General features: G+C 70.1%; 19 protein-coding genes. 7 read left to right on the top strand and 12 right to left on the bottom strand.

Annotated features, from left to right (window positions below; all coding sequences use genetic code 11):
- Window positions 1-10: 10 nt before the first annotated feature.
- The 3 genes from HOV77_RS13205 to HOV77_RS13195 all read left to right on the top strand — a co-directional run bounded on the left by HOV77_RS13205 (window position 11) and on the right by HOV77_RS13195 (window position 1,602).
- The gene (locus tag HOV77_RS13205; RefSeq protein ID WP_290861876.1) at window positions 11-700 is read left to right on the top strand and encodes a CAP domain-containing protein; all 690 of its coding nucleotides are present in this window, start codon (window positions 11-13) and stop codon (window positions 698-700) included.
- 116 nt (window positions 701-816) lie between these two features.
- Entirely contained in the window at window positions 817-1,314 is a 498-nt protein-coding gene (locus HOV77_RS13200) for a spherulation-specific family 4 protein (protein ID WP_290861874.1), read from the top strand.
- A 12-nt stretch (window positions 1,315-1,326) separates the two neighbouring features.
- The gene (locus HOV77_RS13195; protein WP_290861872.1) at window positions 1,327-1,602 is read left to right on the top strand and encodes a hypothetical protein; all 276 of its coding nucleotides are present in this window, start codon (window positions 1,327-1,329) and stop codon (window positions 1,600-1,602) included.
- On the opposite strand, the gene mutM is transcribed toward HOV77_RS13195, so the two are convergent.
- The 8 genes from mutM to rsmD form a co-directional block, all read right to left on the bottom strand.
- Window positions 1,589-2,443 carry a bifunctional DNA-formamidopyrimidine glycosylase/DNA-(apurinic or apyrimidinic site) lyase gene (gene mutM, locus HOV77_RS13190; protein WP_290861870.1) on the bottom strand — a complete coding sequence of 285 codons (855 nt, stop codon included), beginning with the start codon at window positions 2,441-2,443 and terminating at the stop codon, window positions 1,589-1,591. The genes HOV77_RS13195 and mutM overlap by 14 nt on opposite strands.
- The gene (gene rnc, locus HOV77_RS13185) at window positions 2,427-3,176 is read right to left on the bottom strand and encodes a ribonuclease III (protein WP_290861868.1); all 750 of its coding nucleotides are present in this window, start codon (window positions 3,174-3,176) and stop codon (window positions 2,427-2,429) included. Before rnc ends, mutM begins: the two co-directional genes overlap by 17 nt.
- Window positions 3,173-4,123, bottom strand: coding sequence for a phosphate acyltransferase PlsX (locus tag HOV77_RS13180; RefSeq protein ID WP_290861866.1), 951 nt, complete (start codon window positions 4,121-4,123; stop codon window positions 3,173-3,175). The genes rnc and HOV77_RS13180 overlap by 4 nt, the downstream gene beginning before the upstream one ends.
- Window positions 4,124-4,182: 59 nt before the next feature.
- Window positions 4,183-4,356 (bottom strand): 50S ribosomal protein L32, encoded by a 174-nt coding sequence (rpmF, locus tag HOV77_RS13175; RefSeq protein ID WP_253757082.1) that lies wholly within the window; start codon window positions 4,354-4,356, stop codon window positions 4,183-4,185.
- Window positions 4,357-4,361: 5 nt separating this feature from the next.
- Window positions 4,362-4,928 (bottom strand): DUF177 domain-containing protein, encoded by a 567-nt coding sequence (locus HOV77_RS13170; protein ID WP_290861862.1) that lies wholly within the window; start codon window positions 4,926-4,928, stop codon window positions 4,362-4,364.
- A gap of 88 nt (window positions 4,929-5,016) precedes the next feature.
- Window positions 5,017-5,514, bottom strand: a complete 498-nt coding sequence (locus HOV77_RS13165) for a hypothetical protein (RefSeq protein ID WP_290861860.1) — start codon at window positions 5,512-5,514, stop codon at window positions 5,017-5,019.
- A 159-nt stretch (window positions 5,515-5,673) separates the two neighbouring features.
- Complete coding sequence (coaD, locus tag HOV77_RS13160) at window positions 5,674-6,156, bottom strand: pantetheine-phosphate adenylyltransferase (protein ID WP_290861858.1); 483 nt, start codon at window positions 6,154-6,156, stop codon at window positions 5,674-5,676.
- Window positions 6,153-6,752, bottom strand: a complete 600-nt coding sequence (gene rsmD / locus HOV77_RS13155) for a 16S rRNA (guanine(966)-N(2))-methyltransferase RsmD (RefSeq protein WP_290861856.1) — start codon at window positions 6,750-6,752, stop codon at window positions 6,153-6,155. The genes coaD and rsmD overlap by 4 nt, the downstream gene beginning before the upstream one ends.
- Window positions 6,753-6,888: 136 nt before the next feature.
- Between rsmD and HOV77_RS13150 the strand changes: the two genes are divergently transcribed.
- Complete coding sequence (locus tag HOV77_RS13150) at window positions 6,889-8,487, top strand: cell wall anchor protein (RefSeq protein ID WP_290861854.1); 1,599 nt, start codon at window positions 6,889-6,891, stop codon at window positions 8,485-8,487.
- 66 nt (window positions 8,488-8,553) lie between these two features.
- On the opposite strand, the gene recG is transcribed toward HOV77_RS13150, so the two are convergent.
- Window positions 8,554-10,770: an ATP-dependent DNA helicase RecG gene (gene recG / locus HOV77_RS13145; RefSeq protein ID WP_290861852.1), complete on the bottom strand. Its 2,217-nt coding sequence runs from the start codon at window positions 10,768-10,770 to the stop codon at window positions 8,554-8,556.
- Window positions 10,771-10,914: 144 nt separating this feature from the next.
- A complete protein-coding gene (locus HOV77_RS13140) occupies window positions 10,915-12,504 on the bottom strand; it encodes a DAK2 domain-containing protein (protein WP_290861851.1) in 1,590 nt (529 codons plus the stop codon).
- A 194-nt stretch (window positions 12,505-12,698) separates the two neighbouring features.
- On the opposite strand from HOV77_RS13140, the gene rpmB reads away from it, so the two are divergent.
- Window positions 12,699-12,890, top strand: coding sequence for a 50S ribosomal protein L28 (rpmB, locus tag HOV77_RS13135; RefSeq protein WP_290861850.1), 192 nt, complete (start codon window positions 12,699-12,701; stop codon window positions 12,888-12,890).
- Window positions 12,891-12,965: 75 nt separating this feature from the next.
- Here rpmB and HOV77_RS13130 read toward each other — a convergent pair whose 3' ends face one another.
- Together HOV77_RS13130 and HOV77_RS13125 are read right to left on the bottom strand one after the other, a co-directional pair.
- On the bottom strand, window positions 12,966-13,430 hold the full coding sequence (locus HOV77_RS13130) for a GNAT family N-acetyltransferase (RefSeq protein ID WP_290861849.1): 465 nt from the start codon (window positions 13,428-13,430) through the stop codon (window positions 12,966-12,968).
- 15 nt (window positions 13,431-13,445) lie between these two features.
- The gene (locus HOV77_RS13125; protein WP_290861847.1) at window positions 13,446-14,390 is read right to left on the bottom strand and encodes a thiamine-phosphate kinase; all 945 of its coding nucleotides are present in this window, start codon (window positions 14,388-14,390) and stop codon (window positions 13,446-13,448) included.
- A 48-nt stretch (window positions 14,391-14,438) separates the two neighbouring features.
- Between HOV77_RS13125 and HOV77_RS13120 the strand changes: the two genes are divergently transcribed.
- The gene (locus tag HOV77_RS13120) at window positions 14,439-14,672 is read left to right on the top strand and encodes an Lrp/AsnC ligand binding domain-containing protein (protein ID WP_290861846.1); all 234 of its coding nucleotides are present in this window, start codon (window positions 14,439-14,441) and stop codon (window positions 14,670-14,672) included.
- Entirely contained in the window at window positions 14,669-15,232 is a 564-nt protein-coding gene (locus HOV77_RS13115; RefSeq protein ID WP_290861844.1) for a DUF3515 domain-containing protein, read from the top strand. Before HOV77_RS13120 ends, HOV77_RS13115 begins: the two co-directional genes overlap by 4 nt.
- Window positions 15,233-15,328: the final 96 nt, after the last annotated feature.

The following is a 15,328-nucleotide window of genomic DNA, read 5'->3' as shown; positions in this document are numbered from 1 at the left end:
GCTTCGGCGGGTGCGCCCCTCCCCCGATCGGCCGATGCACCGGGCTCCGCGCAGGTCACCCCTGCCCTTGGCGCTCGCCCTCCTGCTTGCGGTGACCTTGATCGTCGGGCTTTTCGCCGCTGTTGCGCTGTTCGCCCCGAATTTCGCGCCGTCGCTGGCGGCCGGCAACCCGGGGGCGACCGCCTCGGCCTCCCTCTCCGGGGCGACAGACGGACCGACCGGTTCACCCGTCCCGGCGTCGCCTTCGAGCAGTACGCCGTCGGCCTCGGCGACGCCGTCGCCCACCAAGGCCTCCCCGACCGCGGTCGACAAGATCACGGCGATCGAGAACAAAGTATTCGATCTGGTGAACTCCGAACGGGTGAAAGCCGGCTGCGGCAAGCTGCGTAACGACTCGCGCCTGCACAGAGCGGCCCGGTCCTACAGCGCCCTGATGGCCGAGAAGAACTTCTTCAGCCATACGGGGCCGGACGGGTCCTCCTTCGTCGACCGGGTCGTAGCGGCCGGCTATCCCCGCAGCGCGGCCGCGGCGGAGAACATCGCGTACGGGTATGCCGACGCGGCGGCGGTGATGAAGGGCTGGATGAACAGCCCCGGTCATCGGGCCAACATCCTCAACTGCGATCTGAAGGCGATCGGCGTCGGGTTGGCGTACCGAAAGTCGTCACCGTACTGGACCCAGGACTTCGGACGGCAGTAACACCGCCGGGCCAGCCGTCAAACTGACTGCACTTCTGGCGGCTCGCGCAAGCACTCCCCGGCGCCTGTCAATTCAGCGACAGTCGCGGGTCAAACGGGCAAATCGTTGACGTCGGTGTGGGCAGACACCTGACGATCTACGCGCATCCGGTCGCCGGTCCCGTCAACGCCGGCGTCCCCCTGGGCTACCTCGACCTCGCCTTCGGCTCGCGCCCGGTCGAGTCGGTCAAGGCCGAACTCGACGAATGGGCCGCGCAGGCGGTCGGCGGCCTCTTCTTCGACCAGGTCCCGACCAGTCCGTTCTCGATCGGCCCGGTCGCGATGGCGGTACGCTCGGCGCGTCGGCTGGGCTTCGACACCATCCTGATCAACCCGGGCCGGCCGACCGACAGTCTCTATCGAGGGCTGGGTGCAATCATCTGCACCTTCGAAGGCGACTGGATCGACTACCAGGCCGGCACCGAGGACGGCGTACGCCCCGGTGACGGGCACGTCGTGCACGGAGTGCCCGGCGATCGCCTGGAGCACTGCCTGGAACTGATGCGGGGCCGGGGCGCCACCTGGGGCGTCGCGACCTCGGCGGGCTGCCTCGCTCCGGCGATGGCCACGGCGTAAAGCCGCCCGGCGGTGAAGCTCGTCAAGATCCTGCTGCTCGGCGCGGCCGTCGTCATCACGCTGATGGTGATCGGCCGCGCCCAGCCCGACCTGCGCGAGCTCGACCCCGGCGACTACACCCCGGACGAGGTCGCCGTGTTCGACGCGTTCGGGGCCAGTCCCGAAGTGGTGAAAGACGTCCGCGCCGCTGGGCGTACCCCGGTGTGCTATGTGGCGGGACCGGACGTGGACCGCGCGATGAAAGCGTGCCGGGACAAGGGTTTCGAGCTGTACGTCACCGAGCGCTGAGCCGCGGCTTAGGCTGGCAGCGCGGGCAGCTGAACGAGCTGCGGTTCATGAAGGACTCGCGCCGGATCGCGGACCCGCACCGCGAGCACGGTTCCCCTTCCCGCCCGTACGCGTTGAGTGACCGGTCGAAGTAGCCGCTCTCGCCGTTGACGTTGACGTAGAGGGCGTCGAAGCTGGTGCCGCCCGCGATCATGGCCTCGGCCATGACGTCGCGGCAGTGACCGAGGAGCGTGAGCGCGACGGCCTGGCTGAGCCGGTCGGTGGGCCGCGCGCCGTGGAGCTTGGCCCGCCAGAGCGCCTCGTCCGCGTAGATGTTGCCGACGCCGGAGATCAAAGTCTGGTCGAGGAGGGCCCGCTTGACCTCGGTCTTCTTGGCCCGGAGCGCGGTGGCGACGAGCGCCTCGCGATAGTCGGCGTCGAACGGGTCGAGCGCGATGTGCGCGATCTCGGCCGGCAGCTCGGCCCCGCCCCGGGACAGCGCGAGCCCACCGAACGTGCGCTGGTCGACGAAGCGCAGCTCGGAGTCGCCGTCTTCGAAGCGGAACCGGATGCGCAGGTGCTTCTCGTCTTCCGTGTCCGGTGGCTGGACCAGCAGCTGACCCGACATGCCGAGATGGCCGACGACGGCGTCCCCACTGTCCAACGGCAGCCACAGGTACTTGCCCCGCCGCCGCGCCCCCAGCACCTTGACGCCGCGCAGGGCCGCCACGAAGTCGCCGGCCCCGGCGACGTGCCGCCGGACCGCGCGCGGGTGCAGCACCTCGGCCGCGGCGATCGTCCGGCCGGTGATCCAGCGTTCGACCCCCTGCCGGACCGTCTCGACCTCAGGCAGTTCCGGCATCGGATCCCTCCGCCTCGGGATGGCTTTCGTCCACCGCGCGATTGCTCAGCACGAGGAACGCCTCCTCGGCCGAGCGCTGCTCGGCCTCCTTCTTCGTCCGGCCGCGCGAGCCGCCGAAGCGTTCCCCACCGACGACCGCCCAGGCGGTGAACGCCTTGGCGTGGTCCGGGCCCTCCTCGGTGACCTCGTACTCCGGCACGCCCCAGCTGTTCATCGCGGTCAGCTCCTGGAGGCTGGTCTTCCAGTCCAGACCGACGCCCTTGCGGGCGGACTCGCTCATCAGCGGGTCGAAAAGCTTCAGGATGACGGTGGTGGCGGTCTCGATGCCGTGCTCGATGTAGATCGCGCCCAGCACCGCCTCCAGGGCGTCGGCCAGGATCGAGTCCTTCTCCCGGCCGCCGGTGCCCTCTTCGCCCTTGCCCAGCAACAGGTACGCGCCCAGACCGTACGGGCCGAGCGTACGGGAGACGCTGGCGAGCGCCCGGGAGTTCACGACGCTGGCGCGGAGCTTGGCCAGCCGCCCCTCGGCCAGCTCCGGATGATCGCGGAACAACGCATCGGTGACGACCACGCCCAGCACGGCGTCACCGAGGAACTCCAGTCGTTCGTTCGTCGGGATGCCGCCGTTCTCGTACGCATACGACCGGTGCGTGAGGGCGAGCTCCAGCAGCGTCTCCTCGAGCTTGACGCCGAGGGCTTCCTCCAGATGCGACAGTGGCGGACGCTTCTTCACCGCTGATCCTCCCGCTCTCCGTCTCGGCCGGCACGGACCAGGCGCGCCGCCTCCAGCAGCCCCGACGCCAGGTCGCCGGCATCGGCCGCGCCGTGGCAGACCACGACCACGCCCGGCACTCCCAGCAGCACGGCCGCCCGGGCCATCCCGTGCGACGCACCCGCGATCCCCGCCGTCGCCAGCCGGTACGCACCTTCGATCCCTTTGAGCAGCACATTACCGGTGAAGCCATCGGTGACCACCACATCGGCCCGGTCACCGGTCAGCACGTCGTCGCCTTCGACCAGGCCGACGAAGCCGTCGGTGGTGGCCAGCGCCGCTTCGGCCGCCCGGCGTACGCGGTCGCCCTTGCCGGGTTCCCGGCCGACCGAGAGCAGCCCGATCCGCGGCTGATCGTGTCCGGTGTGCTGAGACCAGTACGCCGTCCCCAGCCCAGCGTGGGACAGCAGGACGGCGACGGTGGATTCCATCGAGCCGCCGACGTCGAGGAGCAGGGTTTCCCGGTCCGGCCGCATCGTCGGCAGCCACGCCGCCAGCGGCGGTTTGCGTACACCTTGGGAACGGCCGAGGGCGAGAACCGCGGCGGTGACCGTCGCGCCGGAGGAACCCGCGGAGACCAGCGCGTCGGCGGCGCCACTGGCCACAGCGTGCGCGGCGACCCGGATGCTGGTCTCGCCGGAGGCGGCCCGCGTCGGCGGATCGGCCATGGCGACGCCGCCGGAGACCGCCCGGACCTCGACCCGCACGCGATCGGCGGGCGGCAGGGTACGCAGAACCGCGTCGGCCGCATCGTGCGGGCCGACGAGTAGCAAGCACAACCTCGGATCGACGGACAGCGCCTGAAGAGCGCCGCCCACCACGACGGCGGGAGCATCGTCCCCGCCGAGGAGGTCGACGGCGATCTTCACCGGCCCTGACGACGCGTCACCGGTCGGCCCGTGTGTCACGGACCGACCGGCGCGAAGATCGTCTTTCCGAGTGACTTCGAGCGTCACCGGTGACCGGGTCAGACCGAGAGGACCTGACGGCCGTTGTAGGTGCCACAGACGGTGCAGGCGCCGTGCGGGAGCTTCGGCGACTTGCACTGCGGGCAGGCGACCGTCGCGACAGCGGAGACCTTCCACTGCGCCCGGCGGTGACGGGTGTTGCTGCGCGACATCTTCCGCTTCGGGACAGCCACGGTAGTTACTCCTCAGTGCTCACGGTCAGGTTGCTCAGGGCCGCCCAGCGCGGGTCGACCTGCTCGTGGGTATGCCCCTCGGGCAGCTCGTCCCAGTGCACCCCGCAGTCGGGGCACAATCCCGGGCAGTCTTGCTGGCAAAGCGGGTTGACCGGTAGTGCGAGCACCACCGCATCCCGCAGCGCCGGTTCCAGGTCGAACATGTCGTCCTGAAGTCGGCCGACTTCGTCCTCATCCGTCGTCTCGTCCGTCGCGGAGTCCGGGTACGCGTAAAGCTCCTGGATCCGCACGGTGAGCTCGTCGGAGATCGGGCGCAGGCAGCGACCGCACTCACCTTCCAGCGCACCGTGAACGGTGCCGGAGACGAGCACGCCCTCAGTGACCGACTCCATCCTCAGATCGAGGGTGAGGTCGGCGCCTTCCGGCACGCCGATCAGCTCCAAACCGAGGTCCGCCGGTGCGGGAACGACCAGTTTCAGGGCACGCATCGCCCCCGGGCGGCGCGGCAGCTCCCTCGTATCGAGGACAAGCGGTGCCCGGGCATCGAGGTGCTTCGGCTGATGATCACGCATAGTAAGACTCCGGCCGTAGTGAGGCCGACGTAGAAGATTACCTGGAAGCGCGGGCGGACGTCCAACCGGGGGTTGGACCTCACACGGTCTACAGGGACGGCAGGGGACGTTCGTCCTCGCCGGGGACGAACTGGCCGATCTCGCGCAGCGCGTGCATCTTGTCGCGGCCGCGTTCGATCGAGGCCAACGCCCGCGTCAGGAACTGCTCGAAGTTGGCCAGCGCGGTGTCGACGTAGTCGTCGACCTCTTCCCGGAGCCGCTGAGCCTCGGCCCGAGCCTCGGAGATGATGCGATTGCCCTCGTGCTCGGCCGAGACCGTGATCTCGTGCATGGAGACGAGCCGGGAGTGCTCTCGCTCACCCTCGTTGATGATCCGGTCCGCCTCGCGCTGACCGGCGTCCAGGATGTTGTCGCGTTCTTCCAGGAGCGCCGCTGCCTTACGCAGCTCGGCCGGGAGATCCGCGCGCAGCTCGTCGAGCACGCCGATCATCTCGCCGCGGTCGACCATGCAGTTGCGCGACATGGGCACCGACCGAGCGCTCTCCACCATGGCGATGATCTCATCGATGCGGTCGAGCGGGTCCACCGAACACTCCTCGTTAGTTGCAGTCGTAGCTGATCCATCATGCGTCGTCTCCGCCATGGATGGGCCGACCGGACGTCCGGCCGCGTGTCGCACGAACGGACGGGGCGTGTCACGTCCCGTTTCGTCCTTGATGCACGGTTCCCTTAGCCGACGTTGCGCTTACTGGACCGTGCGGAGCTTGGCCACGAGCCGCTCCTCGACCGCCTTCGGCACGTACTGGGCGACGTCGCCGCCGAGCTTGCAGACCTGCTTCACCAGGCTCGACGCGATGAACGAATACAGGGGGTTGGTCGGCATGAACAAGGTCTCGACACCCGACAGCCCAACGTTCATCTGAGCCATCTGCAGTTCGTAGTCGAAGTCGCTGACCGCCCGCAGTCCCTTGACCACGACCTGCGCGCCTTGTTCCCGGCAGAAGTCCACCAGCAAGCCGTGGAACCCGACGATACGCAGGTTCGGCGTACCGGCGGTCGCGTCCCGCAACATCGCGATCCGCTCGTCGACGGTGAACACCGCCGACTTCGACGCGTTGATCAACACTCCGACGATGACCTCGTCGAAGAGCCGGGCCGACCGGACGATGATGTCCAGATGCCCGTTCGTCACCGGGTCGAACGAGCCGGGACAGACTGCACGCCTCATTGCGCCATTCCTTCTGCTGCCGGGTTTACCCCTCGGTCGGCGCGACCGTACCAAAGAGTCGTCTCACCGTAACGGCGTGACCGCTCTCCGGTGATGTGATGCACCCACGGCGGCTCCGGCGACCGGCGTGCCCGCTCGATGACGACCAGCGCATCCTCGGCCAGCCAGCCCTGGACCGCCAATCCGTCGAGGACGGACTTCAGCTCGTCCTCGCCCAGGGCGTACGGCGGATCGGCGAAGACGATGTCGAACGGACCGCCCGGGGGCGGACCCGCGACGGCCGCCGCCACCTTCGTCGTCAGCAGCTCGGCATTTGCCTGCAGGGTTGTGATGTTCGCCCGGATCACCCGGGCGGCCTTCGGATCCGACTCGACCAGCAACGCGTACGCCGCGCCCCGGGACAACGCCTCCAGGCCGATCGCGCCGGATCCGGCGTACAGGTCGGCGAATCGCAGGCCGTGCAGGTCACCGCCGTGCTCACTGGCCAATGAGGAGAACAGCGCCTCGCGTACGCGGTCGGCGGTGGGCCGGGTGTGCGGTCCGGCCAAGGTGGTCAGCCGTCGTCCGCCGTAGACCCCCGCCACGATTCTGGTCACCCTCTGACGCTACGCGATAGCCGAAAGTATGAGGTGACGTGACGGCCTTATGTCGATACTGTAGGCCGACTTTTGTCGTGGATCTCCGGCGCTGGCACCCGAACAGGGGAAGCCGTGCCCAACCCCTGGAGAACGAATGACCACCCACACCTCCGTCCGGCGTGCCCTCGTGGCCGTGGCGGGCGTGGCTTTCGCGCTGCTCAGCGCAGGCCACGCGCTTGCCTCGGGTCCGGTGCAGACCGGCGACGATCACCACAAGAACCAGTTCAGCCTGACCGAGTCCGCCACCCAGTGCGACACCAGCACCGGCAAGTGGCGAGTCACCTGGACGCTCGAGAACGAGTGGAACCGCGACGCGACCATCACCGAGGTGGAGTCGCAGCCGGCGGGCGACGTGACGGTGGGTGACCCCGCCGTTCCGCTCGCGGGAGCGGTCGTGCCGCAGAAGGACCGCAACATCGACGGTCAGCTGACCGCGACGCAGGTTCTTCCGGGCGACGCGAAGTCGGCGCAGCTCTCCTTCACCGTCGTGTGGTCCAAGGAGCAGGGCAAGCCCAACGACGGCGCCACCAAGAAGGTCAGCGAGACCGTACGCCTCAAGGGCACGTGCCAGCCGACCGAGAAGTGCGTCACGGCGGACGCCGCCAAGTACGCGCACACGTTCGCGGTGTCCGGATCGTCGGCGACCTCGACCATCAAGCTCGCGGGCGACCTGCCGCTGTGCGCCGGTCAGTCGCAGTCCTTCCTGCTCGTCTCGTACTACGCGCCGTCCGCCTCGGCGACGTGGCCGCAGTACAAGTACGACTCGGTCGTCGGCGTCATCGACGCCGATCACCCCACTGTGGACCTGGGCGTCGACATTCCGGCCTGCTTCACGCAGGTCGACCTGGTCTGGGGCGACAAGCTGATCAACCCGATGGTCGCCAACGGCGAGCGGTACAACGACCGCAAGCTCGGCTCCGGCGGCGCGCCCGGCAACCGGTCGAAGGGCCCGCAGGCCTGGTACAACGGCGGCTCGAAGGCCTGTGTCACGCCGGACGCGACGATGGTCTCGGCCTGCGACGGAACCGTGACGGTCCACCTCACCAACGCGGGCGCCGACGCCAAGTACGACGCGCCGTTCAAGGTGGTCGCCGGACTCGACGGCTCCTTCGTCAAGGAGGTCACCGTCCAGCCCGGCAAGTCCGTCGACGTGCTGGTCCCGGCCGAAAAGGGGGGCAAGGTCACCGTCTCCTCGGGCAAGGACTTCGTCGCCGAAGGAATGTGGCAGCCGGGGCACTGCGCCCTGCCCACCGTCACCAGTGAGTCCACCTGCGACTCGTTCACCGTGTCGGTGACCAACCCGGAGGGCAACCTGCCGGCCGACGCCACCGTCCGGTACGGCGACCAGTCGAAGAACCTGACGGTCCAGCCGGGCAGGACGGAGAAGGTCACCTTCGCCGCGGGCGACGCGACCGAGGCAACGGTCTCCTTCCCCGACTTCGACAAGGAAGTGACCCTCGTCTACACCAAGCCGTCCGACTGCGCCTCCGGGACGCCGTCGCCGCGGCCGACCGACTCGCCCGGCGTACCGGGGTCGGAGACCCCGTCGCCGAGCACCTCGACCGGCACCCCGGGGCTGCCGGTCACGGGTGTGCAGGTCGGCTTGATCGCCGGTGTCGCGGCGCTGCTGCTCGGCGGGGGCGCGGTGCTCCTCATCGGGGCGCGGCGGCGGAAGCTGACGGACGTCGAGTAATCCGCTCCACGGATGATTGAAGGCGCTGTGGTCCCTCGGGACCACAGCGCCTTCGCCGTTGCGGGCTCAGCCCTTCTCGAGGTATTCGGCCCGGTCGTCGGAGACGAGCGCGCTGATCGACGCGGCCAGTTTGGGGTACGCGGAAAGCTCGGGATCGCCCGCGAGCATCCGTTCGGCGGTCGCGCGGGCCTCACCGATCATCTTGGCGTCCCGCAACAGCGACAGCACCTTCAGATGCGAGCGGCGGCCGGACTGGGCCGCGCCGAGCACGTCACCCTCACGCCGCTGTTCGAGGTCGATCTCGGCCAGCCGGAAGCCGTCGGTGGTGGACGCCACGGCGTCGAGTCGTTCCCGAGCCGGACTGCCTTCGATCGCTTCGGTCACCAGTAGGCACAACCCCGGCGCCGAGCCCCGGCCGACGCGGCCCCGCAACTGATGCAGCTGCGAGACGCCGAACCGGTCGGCGTCCAGGATCATCATCATGGTGGCGTTGGGGACGTCGACGCCGACCTCGATGACGGTCGTCGCGATCAGCACGTCGAGGTCACCGGCCGAGAATGCGCGCATCACCGCGTCCTTGTCGTCGGGGGCCAGCCGTCCGTGCAGGACTCCGATCCGCAAACCCTTCAGCGGCCCTTCGGCCAGCAGCGGGGCGACGTCGGTGACGGCGATCGGCGGGCGGCGGCCGTCGTCCTCCGCACCCGACGGCTCGGTATCTTCCTCTGCGGCTGACTCGCCGATCCGCGGGCACACCACATAGGCCTGATGTCCCTTGCCGACCTCCTCGACCATCCGCCGCCAGGCGCGATCGAGGTACGCGGGCTTCTCCGCGGCCGGCACGACGTGCGACGCGATCGGCGACCGTCCGCCCGGCAACTGGGCGAGGGTGGAGACTTCGAGATCGCCGAAGACGGTCATCGCGACCGTTCGCGGAATCGGCGTCGCCGTCATGACCAGCACATGCGGGGGCTGACCGGCCTTGGCGCGCAACGCATCGCGCTGCTCGACGCCGAACCGGTGCTGCTCGTCCACCACGACCAGGCCCAGATCGGCGAAGTCGATGCCGCCGTAGAGCAACGCGTGCGTCCCGACGACCAGCCCGGCCCGGCCGTCGGCGATCTCGGCGAGCGCCTGCCGCCGGGCGGCGGCCGGTAGCGAGCCGGTGAGCAGCACGATCCGGGTGCCGTCGGGGTCGCCGTCCAGCTCACCGGCCCGGCCCATCGGGCCGAGCAACTTGTGCATCGAACGGTGATGCTGAGCGGCGAGGACTTCCGTCGGGGCCAGCAGCACCGCCTGACCACCCGCGTCGACGACCTGCAACATCGCGCGCAACGCGACCATGGTCTTGCCCGCGCCGACCTCTCCCTGGAGGAGGCGGTGCATCGGATGAGCCGCCGACAGGCCGGCCGACAATTCCTCGCCGACCGCCTGCTGCCCCTCGGTCAACGTGAACGGCAGCTGCGCGTCGAACCGCTCCAGCAAGCCACCCGGCCGGGGCGGGCGAGGCACGGCGGGCGACTGCTCAGCGCGTACGCGGCGTTGCACGAGCGTCAGCTGGACGGCGAACGCCTCATCCCAGGCCAGCCGCTTCTTCGCCGCCGCCAGTGAACCCTGCGACTCGGGGCGGTGAATCTGCCGGAGCGCGGTGGGGAGATCCACGAGCTGGCGGTCGGCCCGGATCTCGCTGGGCAACGGGTCCTCGGTGAGCCGCACCGTGTCCAGCACGACGCGTACGCACTTCGCAATGACCCAGGTAGGCAGGGCTTTCGCCGCCGGATAGATCGGGATGAACGCCCCGGCGAACTCCTCAACCTCGGCCTCGGCCGCCAGCGCTACCTCGCCGGGATCGGCGCCGTCATCGCCGAGCAGCACGTACTCGGGGTGGGCGAGCTGGCGCTCCCCCCGGAATTCGCTGACCTTCCCGGCGAACAGACCCCAGCGCCCGGGCCGCAGGTCCTTCTCCCGCCAGGCTTGGTTGAAGAAGGTCAGCTTGATCCGGCCGCCCGCGTCGTCGCCGACGACCACGTCGAGGATGTTGCCCCGGCGGTCACGCATCCGGCGCTGGTTGGTCGTCAGCACCTGGCCGAGGATCGTCACCTCCTCGCCCACCTCCAGCGAGCGGATCGCAGTGTGCTCGCCGCGCTGGTCGTATCGGCGGGGCAGGTGGTAGAGCAGGTCGCCCGCGGTCTCCAGACCGAGGTGGCTGGACAGTGCCTTCGCGGTCTTCTCCCCCACGAGCTTCTTCAGAGGCGTCGCCAGTTCCGGCGCAGTCACCGTAGTCATGCGATCACCGACCTGCGGCCGGCGCTCGCACGACTAGGGCTGAGCCTGCCGATGCCCGTCCTACGGCCGGTCATGCGATCACCGACCTGCGGCCGGCGCTCGCACGACTAGGGCTGAGCCTGCCGATGCCCGTCCTACGGCCGGTCATTCGACCCCCACGATCAGCGGGTAATGCGGTTGGCCACCGGACAGGCACTGCACCTCGGCGAACGGCCACGCCGACGCGAGATGCTCGACGAGCACCTGCTCCAGTTCGGCCGGAGCATCCGCGCCCAGCAACAGCGTGACGAGCTCGCCGCCGCCGCCGAGCAGGCGATCCAGCAGATCCCGGCCGACCTGGACCAGGTCACTGCCGATCAGGTGCACCTCGCCTTCGACCAACGCGATCACGTCACCCGGGCGGCACGGCCCGGCGACCGTCAGCGCCTCCCGGGCGGCCCGGGTGACCTCGGCGTACCGGCATTTTCCGGCGGCTTCGGCCATCGCGATGACGTCGTCTTCGAACCGGCGGGCGGGGTCGCGCACGGCCAACGCCGCGATCGCCTGCACGGGCGACTTCGTCGGCACGACTCGCACCTTGATGCCCTCGTGGTACGCCTCCCCCGCCGCCATCGTGGCCACGGCCTGCGTATCGGGGTCGTTGGGCAGCACCACGACCCGGCCGGCCGCCGCGCGCCGGATCGCCTCCAGCAACTCCGCCGTCGACGGGTTCGCCCCGACCGTCACCGTGTGCTCGGCCTGGAACAGGTCGTCCAGCCCGTCACCGGCGGAGACGACGACCACGCCGCGCGCCTCCGGGTCCAGGCACTGCCGCCCGGCGACCTGTTTCGTGAGGTCGGTCACGCCGATCTGATACGGCCGGCCGGCCCGAACGCCTGCTTCGATGGCGGCGCCCACGTCGGCGACGTGGACATGGACTCGCCAGGTCTCCGGTCCGCCCACGACGACGAGCGAGTCGCCGAGCCGGTCGAGGGTCCCGCGCAGCCGCTCGACGGCGGCCTCGGGAGCGTCGAGGAGGTATTGCACCTCATAGCCGAACTGACCGACCGCCTCGTCGGCGGCCGCAGCCGCGTCGACGCCGATCACGGCGGCCCCGGTCACCTCGGGCAGCTCGCTCTCCTCGCCGGTCACCTCGCCGCGAAGGGCGTCGAGGATCACCACCAGGCCCCGGCCCCCCGCGTCGACGACTCCGGCCGCGGTGAGCGCCGGCAACTGCTCGGTGGTCAGCGCCAGCGCCTTGACCGCCTTGCCCAGGGCCGCCCCCACGACGTCGGCCAGCGAGCCCGCCCGCAGCGCGACGTCACGCGCAGCCTGAGCCGCCGCGTCGGCGACGCTGAGGATCGTCCCCTCCACCGGACGGGCGACCGCGGCCCGCGCTGCCTTCGCGCCCTCTCCGAGGCCCGCGGCGACCGCGCTCGGGGAGCCGTCGGCGATCAGATCGGCGACGCCGCGCAACAGCTGCGCCAAGATGACCCCTGAGTTGCCCCGCGCGCCCATCAACGCGCCGCGCGCCAGTAACCCGGCGGCCTCCGACGGCTCTGTCGTCGCCTCGCCGGAGTGCACCGCCAGCTCATCCCGGGCGGCGACCATCGTCAGGTGCATGTTGGTGCCGGTGTCGCCGTCGGGCACGGGATAGACGTTTAGCTGGTCGATCTCCGCCCGATGCCGACCGAGTGCGGTCACCGCCCGCTCGGCGAAGCGCCGCACCGCCGCCGCGTCCAAAACCTCCAGCACGCCGCCCAGCCTAGTCGTGACTCCCGACACCCACCTGGCTGCGCGCGCGGCGTACTGCGCTAAGCTCCACCGGTTGCCGAGGCGGCCCGATTGGGTACGCACCGGTCCGGTCAGGTATCCTGGCCAGGTTGCCCGCGACGCGGGTCCAGATCCGTCCCCGCAGCGGCGGGGTTTATCCACCTCAGGAGTATCCCGTGGCAAGCGTGTGCGACGTCTGTGGCAAGGGGCCGGGCTTCGGCCACAACGTGTCCTTCTCGCACCGGCGGACCAACCGTCGTTGGAACCCCAACATCCAGACGGTTCGCACCCCGGCCGGTGGCGGCACGACCCGCAAGCTGAACGTGTGCACCTCGTGCATCAAGGCCGGCAAGGTCGCCCGCAGCTGATTCAGCCTGAACTTCGGCCAAGGCCGCTCGTCGTCGACGGGCGGCCTTTCCGCGTATGCGGATTCGGGCGTGGGTCTACAGGTCGCGGCCTAGGCTGACGACGCCGTCTTCGTCCTTGTAGAAGCCGTAGTGCTCGATCGGGGCGTACCCGAGCTTGGTGTAGAGCGCGATCGCCTCCGGCTGCCGGTCGCCGGTCTCCAGGATCATCCGCTTGCGCCCGTGCTCGCGCGCGTTCTCCTCGACCGCCGCGACCAGCGCCGACGCGATGCCCCGATTGCGGGCCTCCGGCGCGCAGTAGAGCCGCTTCAGCTCGGCGACCTCCTCGCTCTCGTCGAAGCTGCGCCAGCCCCCGCAGCCCACCGGCTCCCCCGCCAGGTACGCGACCAGGAAAGCGCCTTCGGGCGGGTCGAACTCCATCGCCTCGACCGGGGCGCCGTCGCTGCCGCCGTAGCGCGCCTCTTGATCGGCGAAGATCGCCTGGACCAGGCGCTGGGCGACGGGCGAGCCGTAGCGTACGGGGCGGATCTGGAGATCACTCACGAGCGTGAGAGTAGATCAAGACCCGCTGCGGGTGAAGTGGTCCCAGCCTCGCGGTCCGACCCAGTCGCGGCCGTCGACGGTGACGCCCTCGCCCCGGCCCACCTTCCCGATCACCATCCAGCCGGGCGGCAACGACGCGTGCGCGGGGAACGTCGCGGCCAACGCGTGGTCCTCACCACCCGCAAGAATCCACTGGTACGGGTCGACGCCGAGGGCTCGGGCGGCATCGCGCAACTGCTGCGGCAGACCGAACGCGTCCTTCGTCACGTCGATGTGCACCTCGCTGGCCTTGGCGATGTGACCGAGATCGGCCAGCAGCCCGTCGGAGACGTCGATCATGCTGGTCGCGCCCGCGATGGCGGCGGCCGGACCGGCCCGATAGTCGACCTCCGGCCGCCGGTACGCGTCCACCAGCACCTTCGGCGTCCGGAACCCCCGCGACAGGACCGTGTACCCGGCAGCGGCGCAGCCGACCCGCCCCGCCAAGGCCACGACGTCACCCGGTCGCGCCCCCGCGCGTACCACCGGATCTCGTCCTTGCAAGTCGCCGAGTGCCGTGACCACGATCGTGAGCAGCGCGGACGAGGTCGTGTCCCCGCCCACCACGCTGGCCCCCACGAGCCCGGCCTCGTCGGCGACACCCTCCGCGAACTCCTCCGCCCACTGAACCGGGAGGTCGCCCGGCGCGCACAGCGCGACGAGCAGAGCGGTCGGGACGGCGCCCATCGCCGCCACGTCGGCCAGATTGGCGGCCGCGGCCCGATGCCCCACGTCGGCGGCCTCGCACCAGTCCCGGCGGAAATGCCGGCCCTCGACGAGCGCGTCCGTGCAGGCCACAACCCGTCCGTCGGGCGCGGCCACAATCGCCGCGTCGTCGCCCGGGCCGAGCAGACTGATCTCGCCTTGCGGCAGGCGAGCCGTCATTCGATCGATGAGACCGAACTCTCCTGTGCCACTCAACCGGACACCCGAAGAAACACGCCTGTCACGTGCGGTAGCTTCAACGTCGTGGTCCACGCCTACATCCTGATTCAGACCGAGGTCGGTCGGGCTCGCGACGTGGCCGCCGAGATCGAGAAGATCCCGGGTGTGGTCCGCGTCGACGCGGTCACCGGCCCGTACGACGTCGTCGTGCTCACGGAGAGCCCGAACGTCGACGAACTCGGCCGGTCGATTATCAGTAAAGTGCAAGCCGTGCCCGGCATCACCCGAACCCTGACCTGCTCGGTGGTCAAGCTTTGAGCCCACGCCTCCTCGCGGCCCTCATCGCCTTGCCGGTCGCCCTCCTGACCGGTGTCGTGGTTTACAACCTCGGCATGCCCGGCGACACCTCCGCACAGCCCAACGCTACGGCGACCGGTCCGGTGACCGTCGACGCCCAGCCGTTGAACGAACGCGCCGCCGTCGTCTGCCGGGCTCTCGTCGCCAAGCTGCCTGATCGCGTACGCGACATGCCCCGCCGGCCGGTCACCGCCGGCACCGAGCAGAACGCGGCGTACGGCGATCCCGCGATGGTGGTGTCGTGCGGCGTTCCCCCGGCGAGCTTCCCGGAGACCGACGACGTCTGGCTGCTGAACGGAGTGTGCTGGCACACCACCGACGCCTCCGGCTCCACCGTCTGGCAGACCGTCGACCGGGAGATCCCGGTGAAGGTCAACGTTCCCGGGGCGAAGGCCGGCTCGTCGCAGTGGGTGATCGGGTTGACCAGCGCCATCGGGTCCACCGTGCCGAGCGCTTCCACTGCTCCCAGCGGGTGTACCACCGCGGCCGTTCCGACTGCTTCCATCGCCGCTGTCGGCTGACCCTTTCCGCGCTCGGGCGGCTCCGCCGTCCTCGCTCACGGGTGCGCTCCGCTTGGCGGGCGCGGCGGGCTCCGCTTGGCGGGCGGGCGCGGGCCG

This window comes from Hamadaea sp. (assembly GCF_013362815.1).
Classification (GTDB): Bacteria; Actinomycetota; Actinomycetes; order Mycobacteriales; family Micromonosporaceae; genus Hamadaea.
This window is presented reverse-complemented; position numbering and strand designations above follow the sequence as displayed.

What these genes read in the sequence shown, in the direction of transcription:
- mutM (WP_290861870.1), bottom strand. Translation starts at nt 2,443, where the DNA reads ATGCCGGAACTGCCTGAGGTCGAGACGGTCCGGCAGGGGGTCGAACGC.
- HOV77_RS13170 (WP_290861862.1), bottom strand. Translation starts at nt 4,928, where the DNA reads ATGCGTGATCATCAGCCGAAGCACCTCGATGCCCGGGCACCGCTTGTC.
- coaD (WP_290861858.1), bottom strand. Translation starts at nt 6,156, where the DNA reads ATGAGGCGTGCAGTCTGTCCCGGCTCGTTCGACCCGGTGACGAACGGG.
- HOV77_RS13150 (WP_290861854.1), top strand. Translation starts at nt 6,889, where the DNA reads ATGACCACCCACACCTCCGTCCGGCGTGCCCTCGTGGCCGTGGCGGGC.
- recG (WP_290861852.1), bottom strand. Translation starts at nt 10,770, where the DNA reads ATGACTACGGTGACTGCGCCGGAACTGGCGACGCCTCTGAAGAAGCTC.